The sequence below is a fragment of the Chamaesiphon sp. genome, assembly GCF_041737865.1.
In the GTDB taxonomy this organism is placed as follows: domain Bacteria; phylum Cyanobacteriota; class Cyanobacteriia; order Cyanobacteriales; family Chamaesiphonaceae; genus Chamaesiphon.
The window spans coordinates 1-18,464 of sequence record NZ_JBGSQZ010000116.1 but is presented as its reverse complement, the minus strand read 5'-3'; the positions used below and the strand labels follow the sequence as shown (position 1 = coordinate 18,464).

Here is an 18,464-nt window from a genome sequence, read left to right as displayed (position 1 = left end):
ACCATATATCAAAAATCTCGATCGATAGTGCTAATGTATTCAATCGCTGAATGTCCGATGAAACGGTCGATCGTTAAATTGTCAAACCTGCTTGACAATTGCGATTGAAGCTTAACTTGTCACTAATCGGGAAACCCGACCGGACGAACTCCGCCAAGTGAAGGACTTTTTCAAGACAAAAGCCTACAGCCTACCCCCTCAAGCCTAAATCGCCTAACCACCATGACGTTAACCATATACAACACCCTCTCCAGAACCAAAGAGCCGTTCCAAACCTTGACACCCAACCAGGTGAAAATGTACTGCTGTGGGGTGACTGTATACGATTACTGCCATCTCGGTCATGCCAGGTCTTATATTGTGTGGGATACCGTCCGCCGCTATCTGCAATGGCGCGGCTACACAGTTGAGTACGTCCAAAATTTCACCGACATCGACGACAAGATCCTCAAACGTGCCGATCTCGAACAAAGCTCGATGACAGCAGTAGCTGAAAAATATACCCAAGCATATTTTGACGATCTCCACCGTCTCAACGTCCGCGATGCCGATAGTTACCCCCTCGCCACCAAACATATTCAAGAGATCCAAGACTTGATCGCCGATCTCGAACGTAAAGGATTTGCCTATGCTGTAGACGGCGATGTCTACTTCCGCGTGCGGAAAGATGATGACTATGGCAAACTCTCCAAACGCAACCTCGACGATCTCCGTGCGGGTGCTGGCGAACGCGTCGAAGCCGCAGATCCAGACCAACAAAAGAAAGAAGATCCCTTCGATTTTGCCCTCTGGAAGGCAGCAAAACCAGGCGAACCCTCTTGGGAGTCTCCCTGGGGCAATGGTCGCCCAGGCTGGCATATAGAATGCTCTGCGATGATCCAAAAACAGTTGGGCAAAACGATCGATATCCATTGCGGCGGTGGCGATCTCGTCTTCCCCCATCACGAGAATGAAATCGCCCAATCCGAATGCGCTCACGATCGACCATTATCCACCTACTGGATGCACAATGGGATGGTCAAACTTAGCGGTGAAAAAATGTCCAAATCCTTGGGCAACTTTATCACGATCCGCAAATTACTCAACGATTATCGTGATGGTAATGACCAACAAATCGATCCGATGACCGTGCGGTTATTCGTACTTACGGCACAATATCGCAAACCAATGGATTTTAGCGATGCGTCAATTACCGCTGCTGGGCAAAGTTGGCAGACAATTAAGGATGGAATGTTATTTGGTTATGAATATGGCGAAAAATTAGGCTGGGATAATCTCGCTCCGATTCGTGCTGGATCTATACCTGCTACCACCGAAGAAGTCGATAGATTCCGTACCGCAGTGGATGACGATTTCAACTTTGCCGAAGGTTTAGTGGTAGTATTTGAACTCGCCAAAGAGTTGCGAAAGGTGGGTAATATTATCGCCCACGATAGCGAACAAACAGTAGATCCGACTCTGCTCAAAGATAAGTGGCAAACATTAATAGAATTAGCAGGAGTGTTAGGTTTGGAAGTCAATCCCAATAAATTAAAAGTGCAGACACCTGGTTTGAGCGATGAAGAGATCGATTCATTACTCACCGAGCGTCAAATTGCTAGAGAAAATAAAGATTTTGCCACCAGCGATCGCATCCGCGCCCAATTAACCGAAGATAAGATTGTGGTGATTGATAAAGCTGGGGTTCCAAGTACTTGGTATCGTAGCTGATCGTTTTTTATCGATTCCAGGACTGTGCTATCTGAATCGCCCTGGCAGTTGATATATAGGCTCAGATAGGCGATCGACCGAGCATTCTCACATCTTACAGCAATCCACATAGATCGTTACTGCGATCGCCCCTGGGTACCCTTGATGGCTACCCAGGGGTTAATTTTGGCATCTGAGGCTGGTTCAAAAAGGTACTCCTTCTGACTGCTCAAAAAAAGTTGGAGAATTTTTAGAAAAGATTAGATTAGTTTCCGGATGGCTGAAGGTATTTAGTGTAAAGGAAGAAAGGAACAATCACTTTACTTGTGACCCAGCGAGCTGACCGTACAACTACCGATCTCTAATATGCTCAAATATTTATTCATCATTGGGACAACTGTAATTGCCAATCTAGCTTTAGTCATTACAGCTCCTACTCAGATCGCGACAGCTATAGACATTGTACCATCAGTAGGATCGAATCCTCAGGACAAGCTCATCACCAAAGATTTAAAGCCTCTCCATATTAATACCCAGCAGCAGCAATCTGACGTTAAAAGTATCCATGAGGTATTAACTCAATATTATCGCGGCTTTAATGAATATAGTATCGAACGCATGGAACGGGTTTCGATGTCAGTTACGGCTGCCGAAAAGAAATATCTTCAAGGATTATTTTCTAAACTTAAATCTGCTCGCGTCGATATGAGTGTTGAAGTTAAAAATATCGAGCTAGTTTCTCTATCTGCAAATAATGCTGTAGTCAATGTCGAGCAAGTCATGAAGGGTCGAGGACTACAAAAATCGATGATTTCTCAGCAGTCAGCATCGATAGGATTACTAAAATATCGCGGTAAATGGAAAATTAGTGATGGTAATACTGTGATAAATTCACTCGAACGTGGTCGTTAAGTAAATATTCACTTATTATCCTAGTCTGATTTGATATTAGCAAGGAAGTAGATAATCGAACACCAGCTTTAGGATAAAAATATTACCAAGCGTTATTAATCAAAAAATAAAACAAAATGAAACTATCGACTGTTAACTGGTTGTCGAAAGCGATCGTGCTGCCATTATTTATGACCATTTTGAATACGACATCTGCTAGTGCCGAACGGATCGATCGATCGCGGAGCATTTCACTGGGAGCGACAACGGTGAATACCTTGCCATCAGTCATCGATCTCAATCTTATGGTTCCAGCAACCTCTAGTATATTACTACAAGAAGATCGCGAACAATCCAGATCGATTGAGCCATTTTGGTCTAAGCCTAGTCGAAACAATTCATCAACGACAGTGATTAGAAAAGTTCATCAATCTAAGTTAAAATCTATAAAAAAAAGTGAATCATCAATCAATGCTAGTGCTAAAGTATTAATTAGCGAACCATCTAGTAAAATTAAAACTAGTAGATTGAAACCTAGAAAAATGGTATCTACACGTATCGATCCTCTGAAATTATCGATCGCTAGGGATGTTCATAAGTCAAGATATAACCCTAAAAAACTTGCATCAGTATCTATACCTGGCTCCCGTTCGCAGTTGAGTGGTACCTATCTACGATTAGTTAGACTAAATAAAGGAACTAATGACATCGGCAATCCTATCTATACCCTGGAAGCTTATGTTGATGGTGAGATATATCAGACATTTAATACAATATCTGGGACGGTAAATACCCAAAACATGGACCGAAATGTTGGAAATAATTCAGCACCTTTGCCAGATGGGTTATATGATGTTAGCAATCAGATCTTACCTGGGATCGTGCCTGAAGTTGGCAAGACTTTTATTAGCATTTTTCCAAAGTTTGAAACTGGACGTAGCGGTCTAGGAATTCATCTCGATCCCAGCTTCAATCAACGCAATGGATACGATGGAACAGCCGGATGTATTGGCATGACAACGGCTACCGATCGCGATGCAATTAATAAATTTGTTACTAAATATCACCCCCATAGCTTGGTTGTAAAGATCGAGAGTTTAGAAGATTCATAATATTAAATCCGCTCGATAGATATCCTTCACTATTGACACTCTTCAATCGTGGAGGATTTTTGTGTTATTATTACTAAAATAATATTTTTGCTGATACCACTTGTCTTCTATGGATCGTTCCAAGATTGTTGCAGTTGTCACAGGTATAATTTCATTAGTACTCGCGATCGCCTATTTACTCGTAGTACAAATTATTGATTCGCGGGGCGAGATGCTTCCAGCACCAATAGTCGATACGATCGTCCAAGGATTGCGGATTGAAAATCTAGTCATGAACATTTAGCAACAGCTCCACTAGGTATCCCTTCCCAGTGATAAGTTTGACATCTAGGGTGGATGGTGAATAGTGGATGGTGAATGGGGAATCATGAACGCCTATTTCTTCGGTGGGAAAGTAGCTAATTGTTAATTGTTTCCACTCCTGTGGGATTAATTAAAGAATGAACGATCGCCATTCAACCGTTGACTGTGCTAATTTAATTAGTGCATCCTTGCTCCGATTGCGGATGAAGTCGCCATTTTTTGGTACTCTAGCCATGTTTGCACTGTTTATTCCCAGTACAACCATTTCTTCAGCAGCAACAGACGGACGAGATATTTTTTTCAATCCCGAATTTTTGATGTCTTTGCCCAGCCAACAGCAGGATGGAGTCATTTTGCATGAGATCCTACACGCAGCACTATTACACCCGCTGCGATTGAGAGAGCGGGAACCACAGTTATGGAATATTGCTGCCGATATCGTAGTAAATGGGATGATTTTACGCCAGCGTGGGTTTGAATTACCGCCTGGGGGGTTACGCGATGAGCAATTAGAACATTTTAGTGTTGAAGAAGTCTACGAGCTGTTGAGAGCCACAGGAGTAGATCGTTTTCCATTAGCCGATCTCGATTTGTTAGCAATGAACGCTGGAGATGTAGCCAAATGCTCGATTGTCGGGACGTGCGATTTGCTAGAGCGCAACCGCAGTCAAGCCTTGACAGCATATTGGCGACAGGCACTACAACAAGCAACAGTTGCCACTAATCAATCGGGTAAACTATCGGTGGGAATCGATCGAGAGTTGGAACCTGTCCTCAATCCTCAGCTAGACTGGCGATCGTACCTATGGCGATATCTAGTTCAGACTCCCACTGATTTTCAGGGACTCGATCGGCGTTTTGTCGGACGGGGACTGTATCTTGAGGCATTACAGGGTGAATCGGTGCGAGTTTATGTGGCGATCGATACCAGTGGCTCGGTGAGCGACACAGCACTCAGGCTATTCACTAGTGAAATTAAGGGAATTTTGGGCGCGTATCCCCATCTTGAGTGTGAATTATACTATGCCGATTGCGACATCTATGGACCTTATGCTCCCACCCTCGATGCAATACCGACTCCTGAAGGCGGTGGCGGTACATCCTTTGTCCCATTCTTCGATCGAGTCGCCGCCACCTGGGACGAACATACTCAAGCTCTGTGCATCTACTTAACCGATGGCTACGGCGAATTTCCCCAAACCATCCCAACATTACCCACCCTCTGGGTTGTCACGCCTGGGGGATTAGATTTAGCCCAATTTCCATTTGGGGAAGCAGTACGGCTGATCGATCGAGGATAGGAATTCTATATATTACTTTCTATGATGAGAGGGTTGAGATAGTTTGGGCGATATTTTTCCTCTCTATCTGCTTGAGAGAGGGCAGCTAAGACAATTTCGCCTTCTCTCATATTACTGGTTTAGAATCCTTTGATTCTAAATTTTCATAATCTGGCTCATCATCTCCATAAGCTATTTAATCCCTGTAGAGACAGATTATTCCATTCTTCCTGAGTCCATGATTCTACTCCTAAATCGTACTCAATTGCGATGGTCAGTTGTGTCCCTTCTGGTAAATCTATCGGTTCTAAAAGCTCTATTTTGCCATTTCTAACAATCGCTGTTATTCTATTCATAAATTTAGGATTATTTAATTGTATTTATAGTTTAAGTAACTATCCAGTATGGTGGGCACTGCCCACCATTTAAAGTCAGCAACTAACTGATAGACTAAGATCGATCGAACGTTTGCCTCCCTTCAATATTTTTATCGCTTATATTCATCAACCAATAATAAAGTTAACCAACTTTCCTGGTACCACAATTACCTTCTTAATCTCCTTCCCTTCCGTAAACTTCTTAGTTATTTCCGACTCCCGTGCATGGGCTTCCAAAGTTGCCGAATCTTTCGTCGCAGGGACTTGAATCGTCCCGCGAGTTTTTCCCATAACTTGAATCACCAAAGTTATTTCATCAGCAACTAAAGCAGCCGGATCGAATTGACGCCAGGATTGTTCGTGAATCGAGCCAGTATGTCCGGTTAATTGCCACAATTCCTCGGTCATGTGCGGTGCGAATGGTGCCGCTAAAATCAGTAAAGTTTCAATCCCTTCGGCATATACAGGTGAATCTTTGCAATCTGCATCGGTAATGGCATTGCTAAGTTTCATCAATTCAGACACCGCCGTATTGAACTGATAATCGCCATCCAAATCTTCTGTAATCGCTTGAATAGCATGATGAATAAAGCGGCGTAAATCCTTCTCAGATTTCGATAATTCGCCACTAATACTTGTCGTCGCAGGTTTCACGCCCATTACCAATCGCCACACCCGATTTAGAAACCGAAACTGTCCTTCAACATCCGCATCATCCCATTCGAGATCCTTTTCTGGTGGTGCTTTAAATAAGATAAACATCCGTGCGGTATCTACACCATACTTCCCGATTACTTGCTCTGGAGCGATGCCATTGTATTTAGACTTAGACATCTTATCGAACGTGACTTCCAACGCACTACCAGTTACTGGATCTGTCGGATGAGCGCGATCTAATACTGTGGCTGGATCGATATATTTACCTGTCTGAGGATTCTGATAAGTAGTAGACTGCACCATCCCCTGAGTGAGTAAGTGTTTGAATGGCTCGTCAAAATTTAGCAGCTTAGTCTTACCACCATCGCCAGCCCCAAAATCGCGCACGATCTTGGTAAAGAAGCGGGCATATAATAAGTGCAAGACTGCGTGTTCGATCCCACCCACATATTGATCTACAGGCATCCAATCATTGGTAATTTTGGGATCGAATATTTGCTCATCATTACCCGCATCTGGATAGCGCAAAAAATACCAAGAAGAATCCACAAACGTATCCATCGTATCGGTTTCGCGCTTGGCTGGCGTGCCACAATTCGGACATGGCACATTCACCCACGACTCCAATTGCGCCAACGGATTGCCACCTTTGCCTGTAAATTCTACATCTTCAGGCAATCGCACTGGTAAATCTGCCTCTGGTACGGGGACAGTCCCGCAGTTGGGGCAATGAATCATCGGAATCGGCGCACCCCAATAACGTTGACGCGAAATCAACCAATCGCGTAACCGATATTGGATCTTGCCATTACCATAGCCATGTTGTTCGGCATATTCAATTATCGATTGCTTTGCGGTAACTGAATCCAACCCATCGAATTGACTAGAATTAACGATCGTTCCAGCTTCGGTATAGGCTGCGGTAAGCGGAGCCAGATTGCTAGGATCTTGTGCAGGTGCAGCAATTACTTGAGTAATTGGTAACTGATATTGCTTCGCAAACTTGAAATCGCGCACATCGTGTGCGGGAACGCCCATCACCGCGCCCGTACCATATTCATACAAGACATAATCCGCAATCCAAATCGGTACTTCCGCCCCAGTGAAAGGATTAATCGCCATCGCACCTGTCGGTACACCGCGCTTGGGCTTATCTTCCGCCGTGCGATCGATCTCGCTTTGACTCTTAACTTCGGCGATGAAGGCATCAACAGCCGCTTTTCGATCTGAAGTGGTCACTTGCACCGTGAGTGGGTGTTCTGGAGCCAATACGACGTAACTCACACCATAAACAGTATCGGGACGAGTCGTAAAAACAGTAATTTTCTCACTCGCACCGACAATGGGGAATTCCAGATTTGCCCCGATCGATTTACCGATCCAATTTGCCTGCATCGTGCGGACTCTTTCTGGCCAACCCGATAACTGGTCTAGATCGGTCAATAATTGCTCGGCATACTCAGTGATTTTAAAATACCACTGTTTGAGAGCCTTCTTCTCAACGATCGCCCCAGAACGCCAGGAACGCCCATTTCCATCGACTTGTTCGTTCGCCAATACGGTTTGGTCGATCGGATCCCAATTTACCATCCCGTCTTTTTGATAAGCCAATCCACCTTCATAGAACTTCAAGAAAATCCACTGCGTCCACCGATAATATTCCGGCGAACAAGTTGCCACCTCTCGATCCCAATCGATCGACAAGCCCAATTTCTGGAGCTGTCCCCGCATGTGGGCGATATTCTGATACGTCCAAGTCGCCGGATGAATTCCCCGCTCAATTGCCGCATTTTCCGCTGGCAATCCAAAGGCATCCCAACCCATCGGATGCAATACGCGATGTCCCTGCATCCGTTTGTGTCTAGCAACTACGTCGGTAATTACATAATTCCGAACGTGTCCCATGTGCAGATTTCCCGATGGATAGGGAAACATCGACAGTGCGTAGAATTTAGGCTTGGTGATAGTTGTATCAGTTTTATATAAATTTTGCTCCGTCCAAGACTGCTGCCATTTAGACTCAATCTCGGCGGGATTATAAGTATTTTCCATATTTAATCTTTCCAGTTACGCAATATCAATGCTCATCCATTCACCACCATCATTTTAACTCTAACCCCGCGCCATCACTACGCATAGCCAATCGACCGGATCTAGACGCTTAGAATACGATGTAGGCGATCGCTTTTTGAGAGTAACGTATTGACACTGTAAATACATTTTCACTATACTAACAAGCATGAATGTGTATTTTGCGCTCGATGGCATTACCTTTGTGTGGGACGAAGAAAAAGCGCAAAATAACCCTAGTAAACATGATGGGATTACTTTCCAACATGCTGCGGAAGCCTTCTTCGACCCATTTCTAATTATCGTTGATGCTAGCCGCAATGAAGAAGCTCGTGATGCAGTAATTGGGCTGGATACGCGGTGGAATCTACTATTTGTAGTTCACATCGAGCGGGAAGAAAATGTGATTCGGATTATTTCAGCACGTAAAGCAACTCGTCAGGAGAGAGCAGAATATGAAGTTTGAAACACTAAAGCAACGATTGGAGCGCAACCGTCCGATGACTAGCGTAACGATTCGGATGCCCGAAGATGTGGTGGAAGATCTGAAAAAAGTTGCCCCATTGCTGGGCTTTTCAGGTTATCAACCGTTAATTCGCGCTTATGTCGGTCAATGTTTGCGCGTGGATTTAGAACGGTTTGAGAGTGAGACGGTGACAGCGTTGGTTGCGAGTTTGAAGCGTCGAGGTGTCAGTGATGAAACGATCGAGGCAGCCTTGAATGAAGTGGTTCATGCCTCACATTGACACGATTTAAATTAGAATAATTTTACTAGTAACTAGATCGAATAAAACAATCGATCGAAAGATTATAGCGATCCTAAATTAGATCCTTGAGATCGGATACTAAAATATCGATCTAAACTCAAATATGGTGCGTTACCCTTTGAGATAACACACCCTACTTAGATTTAATCTTAGATCGGGTGGACACTAGCAGTTTTACTAGGCACCGTAAGTATTTATCCAGCCAAAATCATAGTTTATAGCCAGATAACTCAGGAGATTGAATCATGGATAGATTAGATTTATATCGTAAATGCTTACAGAATTTTCTCAGTGACTACTCTAGCTATGGAAGTAAAAATCCAGATATTGAAACTCAGTTAATTTTTGATACTGTTAACGATCGATATCTGCTATTTCGCACGGGATGGGATAACGAGCGACGTATTCATCACTGCATTTTTCACTTTGATATCAAAGGTGATAAAATTTGGATTCAGGAGAATAATACCGATATTGAAGTAGACAAAGAGTTGGAAGAGATGGGTATCTCTAAAAAGGAAATTGTGGTAGGATTTCACCACCCTTCTATGCGTGAATATTCAGAATATGCTGTTTCCTAATTGATACGCTCAAATTTATATAAATAACAAACTAAATTTAATATATTAATTGCATCAATATGAATCTGAAAGAAACACTCAATTCTCATGGATTTACACTGATTACTGAAAATATTGGAGGAGGGGGATCTGCCACTGTTCATCATGCAAAGGCAATAAGCTCTATAAACGGTATAGAAGAAGGAACAGAAATAGCTGTAAAGCAATACAGCTCATCAATTATAACTGTTCCTGGACAAATCGAAAGAATTCGTCAGGAAGCTCAAGTCGGATCAAAATTACAACACGAAAATCTTGTTAAAACTTATAGTTTAATAGAGACTAACTCTAACGAGGATCAAGAATACTTCTTGATCCTCGAATGGATAGACGGAGAGACTCTGGGTGGCTGGTATGAAAAGCAGCAGAAGCCAGTTGAATGGATAACAATAAAAAATATCTGCCAAGGTATAGTTAATGGAGTTAGAGAACTACATAAAAATAATGTCTTTCACCGTGATATTAAACCTGAAAATATCATGGTCAGGCAAAATGACTCTGCTGTAGTGATGGATATTGGGGTAGCTGAATTAACTGGCAATGATGAACATACTTTGCACACATCAGTAAAAGATTTTGTTGGTAGTGTGCGGTTTGCATCTCCACAATTCATAATGGGTGAGGATTTTACTCAAGCAGATGATGTATATTCTATCGGTGCAACAATATTCTTAATCTTCACAGGTAAGACGATTTTTCATGAAGTTATTAGAAAGCCATTACTTCCAATTGAAATTGTTAATAACTCTCCACAATTTGAAGAGTTGGTAGGGAATATTCCAGAACCGATGACAATATTTCTTCAAGGTTGTTTACACAAAGATCCCCAGCGTCGTCCAACTCTCGATGAGATTTCGGAGTGTTTAGAAAATCCACCGGATGCAAAGTATATTAAAAAAGAGCTAGAGAAACAGACCCAAGAAAGGCGCAGCTACCAAGTGATTCAGGTATCTGCTGATGGTGATTATTTTTTTGCGGATTTAGCTGGTAAGAAGCTATCCATTAATGATACTTTCACTGTTATCCGTCGCCAGGAAAAATCAGTAAGGGTACCAAGTTCAGGCATGGAGATTACACCTGAAAAGTATATAGCTAAAGCATCGCTCAGACATGTTCATCAGAATATCGGTCACTTTCAAGTATGTGATATACGATGGGTTCCAAAGACAAATCCTATTATGTCATCAGTTTTTAGTAGCCCATTATTCTCTACAGGCAGCTATGTTGAAAGTACAAAAAACGAAATTGTCAAAGATGGAGACTTCGTTGTAAGAAGAGATCTCTAAATAGTGCCCCAAAATAAATCCTAGATGGTGCGTTATGCTGGCGCGATAACACACCCTACGGCTACGATTATTTACTCGTCTCCAGATTGTTCGGTTGGTTCGGGTTTTAGGAGTGGGAAGGCGATCGCGTCCCTGATACTAGCACAATCGCACAAGAGCATCACCAATCGATCGATCCCGATTCCCAAGCCGCCTGTGGGGGGCATCCCGTATTCTAGAGCTGTCAGGAAGTCTTCATCGACATCTTGAGCTTCGACATCTCCCTCGGCTTTGCGGGCTGCTTGAGCCTCTAAGCGTTCGCGTTGATCGACAGGATCGGTTAACTCTGAGAAACTATTGGCTAATTCACGCCCGACTGCGAATAATTCAAACCGTTCGACGATGCCTGGTTTCGATCGATGGGGTTTAGCCAGTGGGGAGATTTCGGTAGGATAATCGAGGACAAAAGTGGGCTGAATTAGGGTCGTTTCGCACTTTTGCTCGAATACCTCATTCAAGAGCCTTCCAAGTGTTTTCGCGTCATCACAGCCGCCAATCCCTGCGCTTTTAACGGCGGCTTGGGCTGTTTCTAGATTATCAAAGCTATTAAAATCTAAGCCAGTGACTTCTTTGACAATTTCGTGCATCGTCACTCGTCGCCAGGGAGCCGTCAGACTAATCGGCGTGTCTTGATAACTAATCTCCAATGTCCCCAGTACTGACTCAGCGACAGTAGTAATCATCCCCTCGGTGAGTGTCATCATATCCTCATAGTCAGCATAGGCTTGATATACCTCGATGCTGGTAAATTCGGGATTGTGGCGAGTAGATACGCCCTCATTGCGGAAAATCCGCCCCAATTCAAATACTTTCTCAAATCCACCGACGATCAACCGTTTCAGGTGCAATTCGGTCGCAATCCGCAGGTACAGCGGCATCTCTAGAGTATTGTGATAGGTATTAAACGGACGCGCATCTGCACCGCCAGCTTCTGACTGCAAGACTGGGGTTTCGATTTCGATAAAGTCGAGGTTTTCCAGATAGCGGCGAATTCCGGCGGTAATTAGCGATCGTTTTCTAAAGGTATCGCGTACCGATGGATTGACGATCAGATCTAAATAACGCTGACGGTAACGTTTAGCCACGTCGGTTAAACCGTGCCATTTCTCCGGTAGTGGGAGTAAGGATTTGGTGAGCATCACATACTCATTGACGAGAATTGATAATTCGCCTCTCTCCGTGCGTTTGATTGTCCCCTTTACCCCGATAATGTCGCCGATATCAGTCAACTGCTTGAGATGGGTAAAAGCATCAGCAATTGAAGACATTCCGGTTTCAATCTGTTGCTTATTTAGATAGAGCTGAATGGTGCCCGTTTCGTCTTGAATGCTAAAAAAAGCCAATTTACCCATGACTCGCCGTGCTAGGATACGTCCGGCGATCGAGACTTGGATATCTACTTCCCCCGTATTTTCTAAATCCGCATACTCTAACTGTAATGCGGCGGCTTGGTGAGTAGATACCCAGTTGTAGGCGTAGGGGTTCATCCCTAATTCGCGAAGTTTGTCGGCTTTAACCAGGCGCGTTGCCCGAATTTCGGCTAATGTCGAATGTGGTTCTGGCTGTTGGGACGACTGTTGCTTGGACATATTGCATCGATCTAGGCTGGACTCTCTATTCTACGTCAAGCTCGATCGATATTCACTGTCTTATTCCACTATCGACTATCGACTATCCACTATTCACTAATTTAGCAATATTCACTGATATCTTCACCGCATTCGTCGGCTAGATAGCACATTGCTTTGAACCGAAGCATGACAACTTCGTCATACAGCGGGTTGAGTTTACACATCGGCGGAATATGCAGCAGTGTACGTCCAAATAAGTTGAGATCTCGTTCAAACGGGCATTGAGAGGGGATCAGTTTACAAAGCTGGTGGGCTAGACGGGGATTGGAAATCTTGAGATTGTCTAACCAGCTCCGTAGCGGCTTTAGGGGATCGAATTTTGGTAACCGCAGAAAATTGATGGTTTCTTTCGACATTATTCTAGTTGCGAGCAAACGAGCAAGCTTTGATAGATTAGAACCCATAATATTTAGAGGTATCAATGGTATCGATGAGATAACTATTAATGACGTTGTTGCTGAATGAAATGTTCATCTAAAGATAAACTACACACATGCTCAAGCTATTTCCGGACAGAACGATCGGACTTGGCGGTATTTGGGCTTGGGCATCTAGCTACCAAACGAGCTTGGTGCTGAGAGCGCGGGCTACTAGTATAATGCCTTAGTCGATCCTGTGCTGACAACTGTAAATCTACTGGAATATTCTAACGCACTTATTTTTTATCTAAGCGTATGTTCGATCGCATTTTAAACATATTTCTGAGCTGATTTTTATGTGTAAATCGATACAGTTTTATCGTAAGAATTGTCAATTATTAAAAAATTGCGATCCCCGACTAGTTTCTCTTCAATCTCATACCTTTTGAGTAGGACAAAGGCTCGATTATGCCCGTTTGTGACGTTGCTGCTATTAGGGCGCATCGAAGGCACCCGCAATATAGTCAATCAGTAGCAACCGCTCTCCAGTGGGGACTGTCATGACGTGGAGAGGTGTACCGACGATCGATTGGTGCATTGGTTGATGGCGGACGATGGCTACATCAAAGCGGCAGGGATAGTCTGCTAGGTGTGGATATTTGGCTAAAAATAGTTCGGCTGTGGTGAGTATTTTGGCTTGTTTCTGGGGCGTAATTGCGAGTAATCCATCGGCATCCCAATTCGATCGATTGCGGGTTTTGACTTCGATAAACAGCAGGACATCAGATTCGATGCCAATTAGGTCGATTTCGCCGCTCCGCCATCGCCAGCGATGATGTAGAATCTCTCCCCCACAGCTAGTTATCCACCGGGCGACAACTTGCTCGCCTTGTTTGCCAGTGTTCATTAATTCAGTTGACAGTTGATAGTTGACAGCGAAGAAATCGAGATGATCTAAAGTCCGCCTAAAGTACTAGTTGAAAAGTATCAAAATATTAGTAATAAGCGTAGATCCAGGGTACCCTTAGATCTCTGCTATTATCTATTTTTCCGATCGCTCCTTAAATCAGACTTTTGAATAAATGAATGCCGTCGGCGTTGCCGAGCAGAGGATCGGCGGCGCGTTCGGGGTGAGGCATCATGCCGATGACGTTTTTAGCTTCATTGCAGATACCTGCGATATTATTCAACGAGCCGTTGGGATTGGTGCCAGCATAGCGAAATAATACTTGTCCGTTGGATTCTAATCGATCGAGTGTGTCGGTATCGGCATGGTAGCAACCTTCACCGTGAGCGATCGGGAGATTAATTGTGGGGGTGTTAGAATAACCTTGTGTCCAAATTGAATCGGTATGCTCGACTTTAAGTGGCACCCTGTCGCAAATAAAGTGCAGATCGCGATTGCGGACTAGTGCACCGGGCAGCAATCGGGCCTCCGTGAGTACCTGAAAACCATTGCAGATACCTAAGACATATTTACCCTGCTCGGCATGGGCGATGACTTGTTTCATAATTGGTGAAAATCTGGCAATCGCACCACAGCGCAGATAGTCACCATAACTAAATCCACCAGGAATGACGACGACATCTACTTCGTGTAAGTCGGTTTCTTCATGCCAGATCGTACGGGTGGGCTGTCCGAGCAGATCGCGGGTGACGTAGACTACATCGCGATCGCAGTTAGAGCCAGGGAAGACAATTATTCCGAATTTCACAATGATGGGGGAGGGGTGGAGAGTTGACATTTGGCAGCTTGCACTGAGCCAAGCCGAGGTGTTGATAGTTGAGAGTTAGGCAAGATTCGATCTTCTACATCCCTATTCACCTTCCCCTAATTCAATTCGATAGTTCTCAATTACGGGATTAGCAAAAAGTTGGTCGCACATGCGATCTAGTTGAGTGTGTGCTTGGGCTTCGTCTGTGGCACTGAGATTGACTTCGATGTATTTGCCGATGCGGACACTCTCAACATCGGTGTAACCCATATGTGCTAAACCAGACTGGACTGCCGTACCCGCAGGATCGAGGACAGAGGGACGAAGTGTGACGTAAATACGAGCTTGATATTTTTGATTCAATGGAACCCCTCAACTTTGCGATAATTTAGATGTACAGCCGTAATAACTTAAATCTACTTAGTACCACCACCAATTGTAAACTAGTACCAACCTCGGCTGTCATTTGTGTTCCGATCTTCCTGGTCAGGTTGGTATTTATAGTTATCGATCGAATCGGGTATTTAGGCACGGGTATTCACCACAGCTCTACCCTACAGCCTAACTAAAACCTAAAATCTCACCCACTCACAAACCTCGCCCAACCAGTACCCTGATTGCTATGAAATCCGATCGAACTCGCAGCCAAGAACGTATTCTACAACTCCTTCAACAATGCGATCGCGCACTTTCTGCCCAAGATATCTATGTCGAACTACGGACAGGATCTCAAGCAGTAGGGCTAGCCACGGTTTACCGTGCGCTGGAGAGTCTAAAATTGGAGGGCAGCGTTCAAGGTCGCACATTACCGACAGGCGAATCATTGTATAGTTGTGTCCAAGCAGATAGACATCATCTGACTTGCTTGCACTGTGGCGAGTCAATTGCGATCGATGAGTGTCCGGTCGAGCAATTAGAACAAAAACTAGAATCACTCCATCAATTTAAAATTTATTACCACACTCTTGAATTTTTTGGGGTATGTTTGACTTGTGCGCCGACAGAAGTAGACCATAACCTCGAACGCGATCGAGTCATTCATTTACATCACCATCACAGCCATGATTGATTTACTTACATCTTGTACCAATGCACAGGAATTATACCCATAGAGGGAACTCCTATCGGTGAATTGGATACTGGTGCATTTTAATTTAATTACTAGTAGGGGTTTACTTTCCCCTCTTCTCCTTCGCCCTTTCTAAACAGGAATCTGCATGACTTTTGAGAGATTCATGAATTCGATTGGTGTTGCCGACCCGTACGGACGCGGGTGGTTATCTGTGGTGCTAACTTTTATATTTGCGTGGATAGTCACCTATTTATTTATTCCTAAAGTCCGCACTTTTGCCCTGAAAGTCGGTTGGGCAGACGAACCTAACGCCCGTAGACTCAATCAAGAACCGCGCGCAAATGCTGGGGGATTGGCGATTTATACAGGGGTAATTGCCGCAATTATTTTAGCAGGATGTCTCGCGCCGATCGTCCTGGCAAAAGTACAGGTAGCAATTTTAGCGATCTTACTCGGCGGCTCGGTACTGGTAATTATCGGGTTTATCGACGATCAATACAAACTACCGCCACTATTCCGGCTGCTCGTCCAGATTTTGACAGCACTACTACTGGTTGTCTGTAATATTCAAATCCACATTGTTTACTTTGGTGCGCCCATTGATGGGATTTTGTCAGTCATTATCACTGTGTTATGGATTGTCGGAATTACCAATGCTGTCAATTTGATGGATGGGATGGATGGTTTAGCTGGAGGAGTGAGTTTCATTATTGCCATGACTCTGTTGGCAACATCCGCTCAATTTGAAGCTAGAGCCGCTGCTACATTGATTTCGGCGGGAGTCGCTGGGGCAGCTTTGGGCTTTTTGCGTCACAATTATCACCCCTCACGGATTTTTATGGGGGACGCTGGAGCTTATTTCCTGGGCTATGTATTGGCAGCTACTAGTATTCTCGGTAATGGCAAGGTGACGACAGTTACTTCACTAATTCCTACCGTACTATTGTTTCTCGTACCTGTTGCAGATACGAGCCAAGTGATTATCAAACGGTTACTATCGGGGCAGAATCCACTTAGTACCCCTGGGAAAGATCACCTTCACCATCGACTATTGGCGCAGGGATTTTCGCAAAGACATTCAGCCTCGATCTTGTGGGGAGTTACCCTAGCTGGGGGCATTATTGCCATGCGGATGCAAGGGATCGGGCAGACAGCGATCGTGGTAACGGCTGTAGGGATTGGGCTACTGCTGATCTTGACAGTCTGGCTCCGGCTGCGGGCGATCGTCAAGTCTCCAGATATTTCCACCCCTCATCCAGAGGATAAACAATAGAATTAGGCTTGAGGCTCTAGGCTCTAGGCTTTAGGTTTGAGGCTTTAGGCTTGGGATGTTCGAGTTAGTTCGCGATTGTGACGCGGAAGACGGAAAAGACAAAGATCGATCTAAACTAGTATATATTCGGTTGAGTGGTATCGATTTATGGCAGATAAAAATCGTAAGACATTTGTAGGGGGCATGTTAATTGGTGCGGCAATCGGGGCTGTTACGGGGCTATTAGTAGCCCCATGTAAAGGCCGAGACACGCGCAAAATTCTGAGCAAAACTGTGACAGCAGTACCTCAAATGGCTGAAGATATTTCTAGTAGCGTTCAACTTCAAGCCGATCGACTCTCGACGGCGGCTGGCGATCGCTGGCATGATACACTCGATCGACTGTCCACGGCGATTTCTGCGGGAATTGTTGCTAGTCAATCCGTGCGGGAACCAAGTATATCCGATCGTCCCAATATTAATGCGGTGGATGAGTAATCCACAACTAGCCACGATCGACTATTAACAAAGAACAGAAGCTATGGCTTCGGGTTTGTTAGGGTATTGGGCTGTCCAGTACCCTAGCAACCCAATTATCAATTATCAATTATCAATTATCAATTATCAATTAATTTTGACCCTCATCGACCCGTTGCTGCTCTTAGGATGCTCGATTCTACTTGTTGCTGTTAGTTTGACAGCACTATTGGTTGCTGCCTTCCCAGCGATTCAAGACTTGTCTCGTGCCGCTCGGAGTGCCGAAAAGTTATTCGACAGACTCGATCGAGAATTGCCACCTACGCTCGAAGCAATTAGACTAGCAGGACTAGAATTGAGCGATCTCACTGATGAAATGTCTCAGGGAGTACAGAGTGCATCGGCGGTAGTGCAGCAAGTCGATCTGAGTCTCACACAGGTCAAGAAACAGGCAGGAAGTGCCCAAGTCAATACTCGGAGTATATGGGTAGGTGTAAGAGCTGCTTGGCAAACGTGGCGACGGGGGGAAATTAATTGACAATTGATAATTGGACAGAGGCGACTGCCCAGTAGGGATTTCAACCCCGAAGCCATAGCTTCTGGCAGGGTGGTTTCATACACCAGAAGAAAAATCTCTTAGTTCACTTCAGTGAACTTTTGCTATTAGCCCGAAATTGATTTCAGGGCGGATGAAGACTAAGCACCAGGGTTTAAGCATTTTTCTTCTGACCTGAGTTCGATGAGACATAGCCTCCTCAAACTTAGACAGGACAACAAATATAGGTGTTAAGCCGATTTCATCTAAATTTTGAAATGGTAAAACTGACCATTAAAAGGATTAATAGTTGAAAATATTAAGTTAAATTA

General features: G+C 44.2%; 20 protein-coding genes. 13 read left to right on the top strand and 7 right to left on the bottom strand.

Features of this window, described 5'->3' with window-relative positions; translation table 11 throughout:
* Positions 1 to 222 precede the first annotated feature (222 nt).
* From cysS to ACEW9J_RS08295, 5 genes are all read left to right on the top strand, one after another.
* Positions 223 to 1,710, top strand: a complete 1,488-nt coding sequence (gene cysS / locus ACEW9J_RS08315; RefSeq protein WP_373544667.1) for a cysteine--tRNA ligase — start codon at positions 223 to 225, stop codon at positions 1,708 to 1,710.
* A gap of 345 nt (positions 1,711 to 2,055) precedes the next feature.
* Complete coding sequence (locus ACEW9J_RS08310; protein WP_373544666.1) at positions 2,056 to 2,601, top strand: hypothetical protein; 546 nt, start codon at positions 2,056 to 2,058, stop codon at positions 2,599 to 2,601.
* 116 nt (positions 2,602 to 2,717) lie between these two features.
* The gene (locus ACEW9J_RS08305) at positions 2,718 to 3,692 is read left to right on the top strand and encodes a hypothetical protein (protein ID WP_373544665.1); all 975 of its coding nucleotides are present in this window, start codon (positions 2,718 to 2,720) and stop codon (positions 3,690 to 3,692) included.
* A 109-nt stretch (positions 3,693 to 3,801) separates the two neighbouring features.
* Entirely contained in the window at positions 3,802 to 3,975 is a 174-nt protein-coding gene (locus ACEW9J_RS08300) for a hypothetical protein (RefSeq protein WP_373544664.1), read from the top strand.
* A gap of 157 nt (positions 3,976 to 4,132) precedes the next feature.
* Positions 4,133 to 5,296 carry a VWA-like domain-containing protein gene (locus ACEW9J_RS08295; RefSeq protein ID WP_373544663.1) on the top strand — a complete coding sequence of 388 codons (1,164 nt, stop codon included), beginning with the start codon at positions 4,133 to 4,135 and terminating at the stop codon, positions 5,294 to 5,296.
* A 158-nt stretch (positions 5,297 to 5,454) separates the two neighbouring features.
* Here the strand turns inward: ACEW9J_RS08295 and ACEW9J_RS08290 are convergent, their stop codons facing one another.
* Together ACEW9J_RS08290 and leuS are read right to left on the bottom strand one after the other, a co-directional pair.
* Positions 5,455 to 5,631 (bottom strand): antitoxin family protein, encoded by a 177-nt coding sequence (locus tag ACEW9J_RS08290; RefSeq protein ID WP_373544662.1) that lies wholly within the window; start codon positions 5,629 to 5,631, stop codon positions 5,455 to 5,457.
* 147 nt (positions 5,632 to 5,778) lie between these two features.
* Positions 5,779 to 8,361, bottom strand: a complete 2,583-nt coding sequence (gene leuS, locus ACEW9J_RS08285; RefSeq protein ID WP_373544661.1) for a leucine--tRNA ligase — start codon at positions 8,359 to 8,361, stop codon at positions 5,779 to 5,781.
* Between the two features lie 187 nt (positions 8,362 to 8,548).
* Here leuS and ACEW9J_RS08280 point away from each other — a divergent pair, with 187 nt between their 5' ends.
* From ACEW9J_RS08280 to ACEW9J_RS08265, 4 genes are all read left to right on the top strand, one after another.
* A complete protein-coding gene (locus tag ACEW9J_RS08280; RefSeq protein WP_373544660.1) occupies positions 8,549 to 8,845 on the top strand; it encodes a BrnT family toxin in 297 nt (98 codons plus the stop codon).
* Positions 8,835 to 9,125: a hypothetical protein gene (locus ACEW9J_RS08275; protein WP_373544659.1), complete on the top strand. Its 291-nt coding sequence runs from the start codon at positions 8,835 to 8,837 to the stop codon at positions 9,123 to 9,125. Before ACEW9J_RS08280 ends, ACEW9J_RS08275 begins: the two co-directional genes overlap by 11 nt.
* Positions 9,126 to 9,391: 266 nt before the next feature.
* Positions 9,392 to 9,727: a XisI protein gene (locus ACEW9J_RS08270; RefSeq protein WP_373544658.1), complete on the top strand. Its 336-nt coding sequence runs from the start codon at positions 9,392 to 9,394 to the stop codon at positions 9,725 to 9,727.
* Positions 9,728 to 9,786: 59 nt separating this feature from the next.
* Entirely contained in the window at positions 9,787 to 11,052 is a 1,266-nt protein-coding gene (locus tag ACEW9J_RS08265; RefSeq protein WP_373544657.1) for a serine/threonine protein kinase, read from the top strand.
* A gap of 71 nt (positions 11,053 to 11,123) precedes the next feature.
* On the opposite strand, the gene lysS is transcribed toward ACEW9J_RS08265, so the two are convergent.
* From lysS to purS, 5 genes are all read right to left on the bottom strand, one after another.
* A complete protein-coding gene (lysS, locus tag ACEW9J_RS08260) occupies positions 11,124 to 12,680 on the bottom strand; it encodes a lysine--tRNA ligase (protein ID WP_373544656.1) in 1,557 nt (518 codons plus the stop codon).
* A 101-nt stretch (positions 12,681 to 12,781) separates the two neighbouring features.
* Complete coding sequence (locus ACEW9J_RS08255) at positions 12,782 to 13,078, bottom strand: Mo-dependent nitrogenase C-terminal domain-containing protein (protein WP_373544655.1); 297 nt, start codon at positions 13,076 to 13,078, stop codon at positions 12,782 to 12,784.
* A 496-nt stretch (positions 13,079 to 13,574) separates the two neighbouring features.
* Positions 13,575 to 13,988, bottom strand: coding sequence for a YraN family protein (locus ACEW9J_RS08250; RefSeq protein WP_373544654.1), 414 nt, complete (start codon positions 13,986 to 13,988; stop codon positions 13,575 to 13,577).
* 154 nt (positions 13,989 to 14,142) lie between these two features.
* Positions 14,143 to 14,796, bottom strand: coding sequence for a phosphoribosylformylglycinamidine synthase subunit PurQ (purQ, locus tag ACEW9J_RS08245; RefSeq protein ID WP_373544668.1), 654 nt, complete (start codon positions 14,794 to 14,796; stop codon positions 14,143 to 14,145).
* Between the two features lie 102 nt (positions 14,797 to 14,898).
* Entirely contained in the window at positions 14,899 to 15,159 is a 261-nt protein-coding gene (gene purS / locus ACEW9J_RS08240) for a phosphoribosylformylglycinamidine synthase subunit PurS (RefSeq protein ID WP_373544653.1), read from the bottom strand.
* Positions 15,160 to 15,418: 259 nt separating this feature from the next.
* Between purS and ACEW9J_RS08235 the strand changes: the two genes are divergently transcribed.
* The 4 genes from ACEW9J_RS08235 to ACEW9J_RS08220 all read left to right on the top strand — a co-directional run bounded on the left by ACEW9J_RS08235 (position 15,419) and on the right by ACEW9J_RS08220 (position 18,135).
* Positions 15,419 to 15,865: a Fur family transcriptional regulator gene (locus ACEW9J_RS08235; protein WP_373544652.1), complete on the top strand. Its 447-nt coding sequence runs from the start codon at positions 15,419 to 15,421 to the stop codon at positions 15,863 to 15,865.
* A 166-nt stretch (positions 15,866 to 16,031) separates the two neighbouring features.
* On the top strand, positions 16,032 to 17,141 hold the full coding sequence (locus tag ACEW9J_RS08230) for a glycosyltransferase family 4 protein (protein WP_373544651.1): 1,110 nt from the start codon (positions 16,032 to 16,034) through the stop codon (positions 17,139 to 17,141).
* Positions 17,142 to 17,288: 147 nt separating this feature from the next.
* A complete protein-coding gene (locus ACEW9J_RS08225; RefSeq protein WP_373544650.1) occupies positions 17,289 to 17,618 on the top strand; it encodes a YtxH domain-containing protein in 330 nt (109 codons plus the stop codon).
* Between the two features lie 43 nt (positions 17,619 to 17,661).
* Positions 17,662 to 18,135: a DUF948 domain-containing protein gene (locus ACEW9J_RS08220; protein WP_373544649.1), complete on the top strand. Its 474-nt coding sequence runs from the start codon at positions 17,662 to 17,664 to the stop codon at positions 18,133 to 18,135.
* The last annotated feature ends 329 nt before the right edge of the window (positions 18,136 to 18,464 follow it).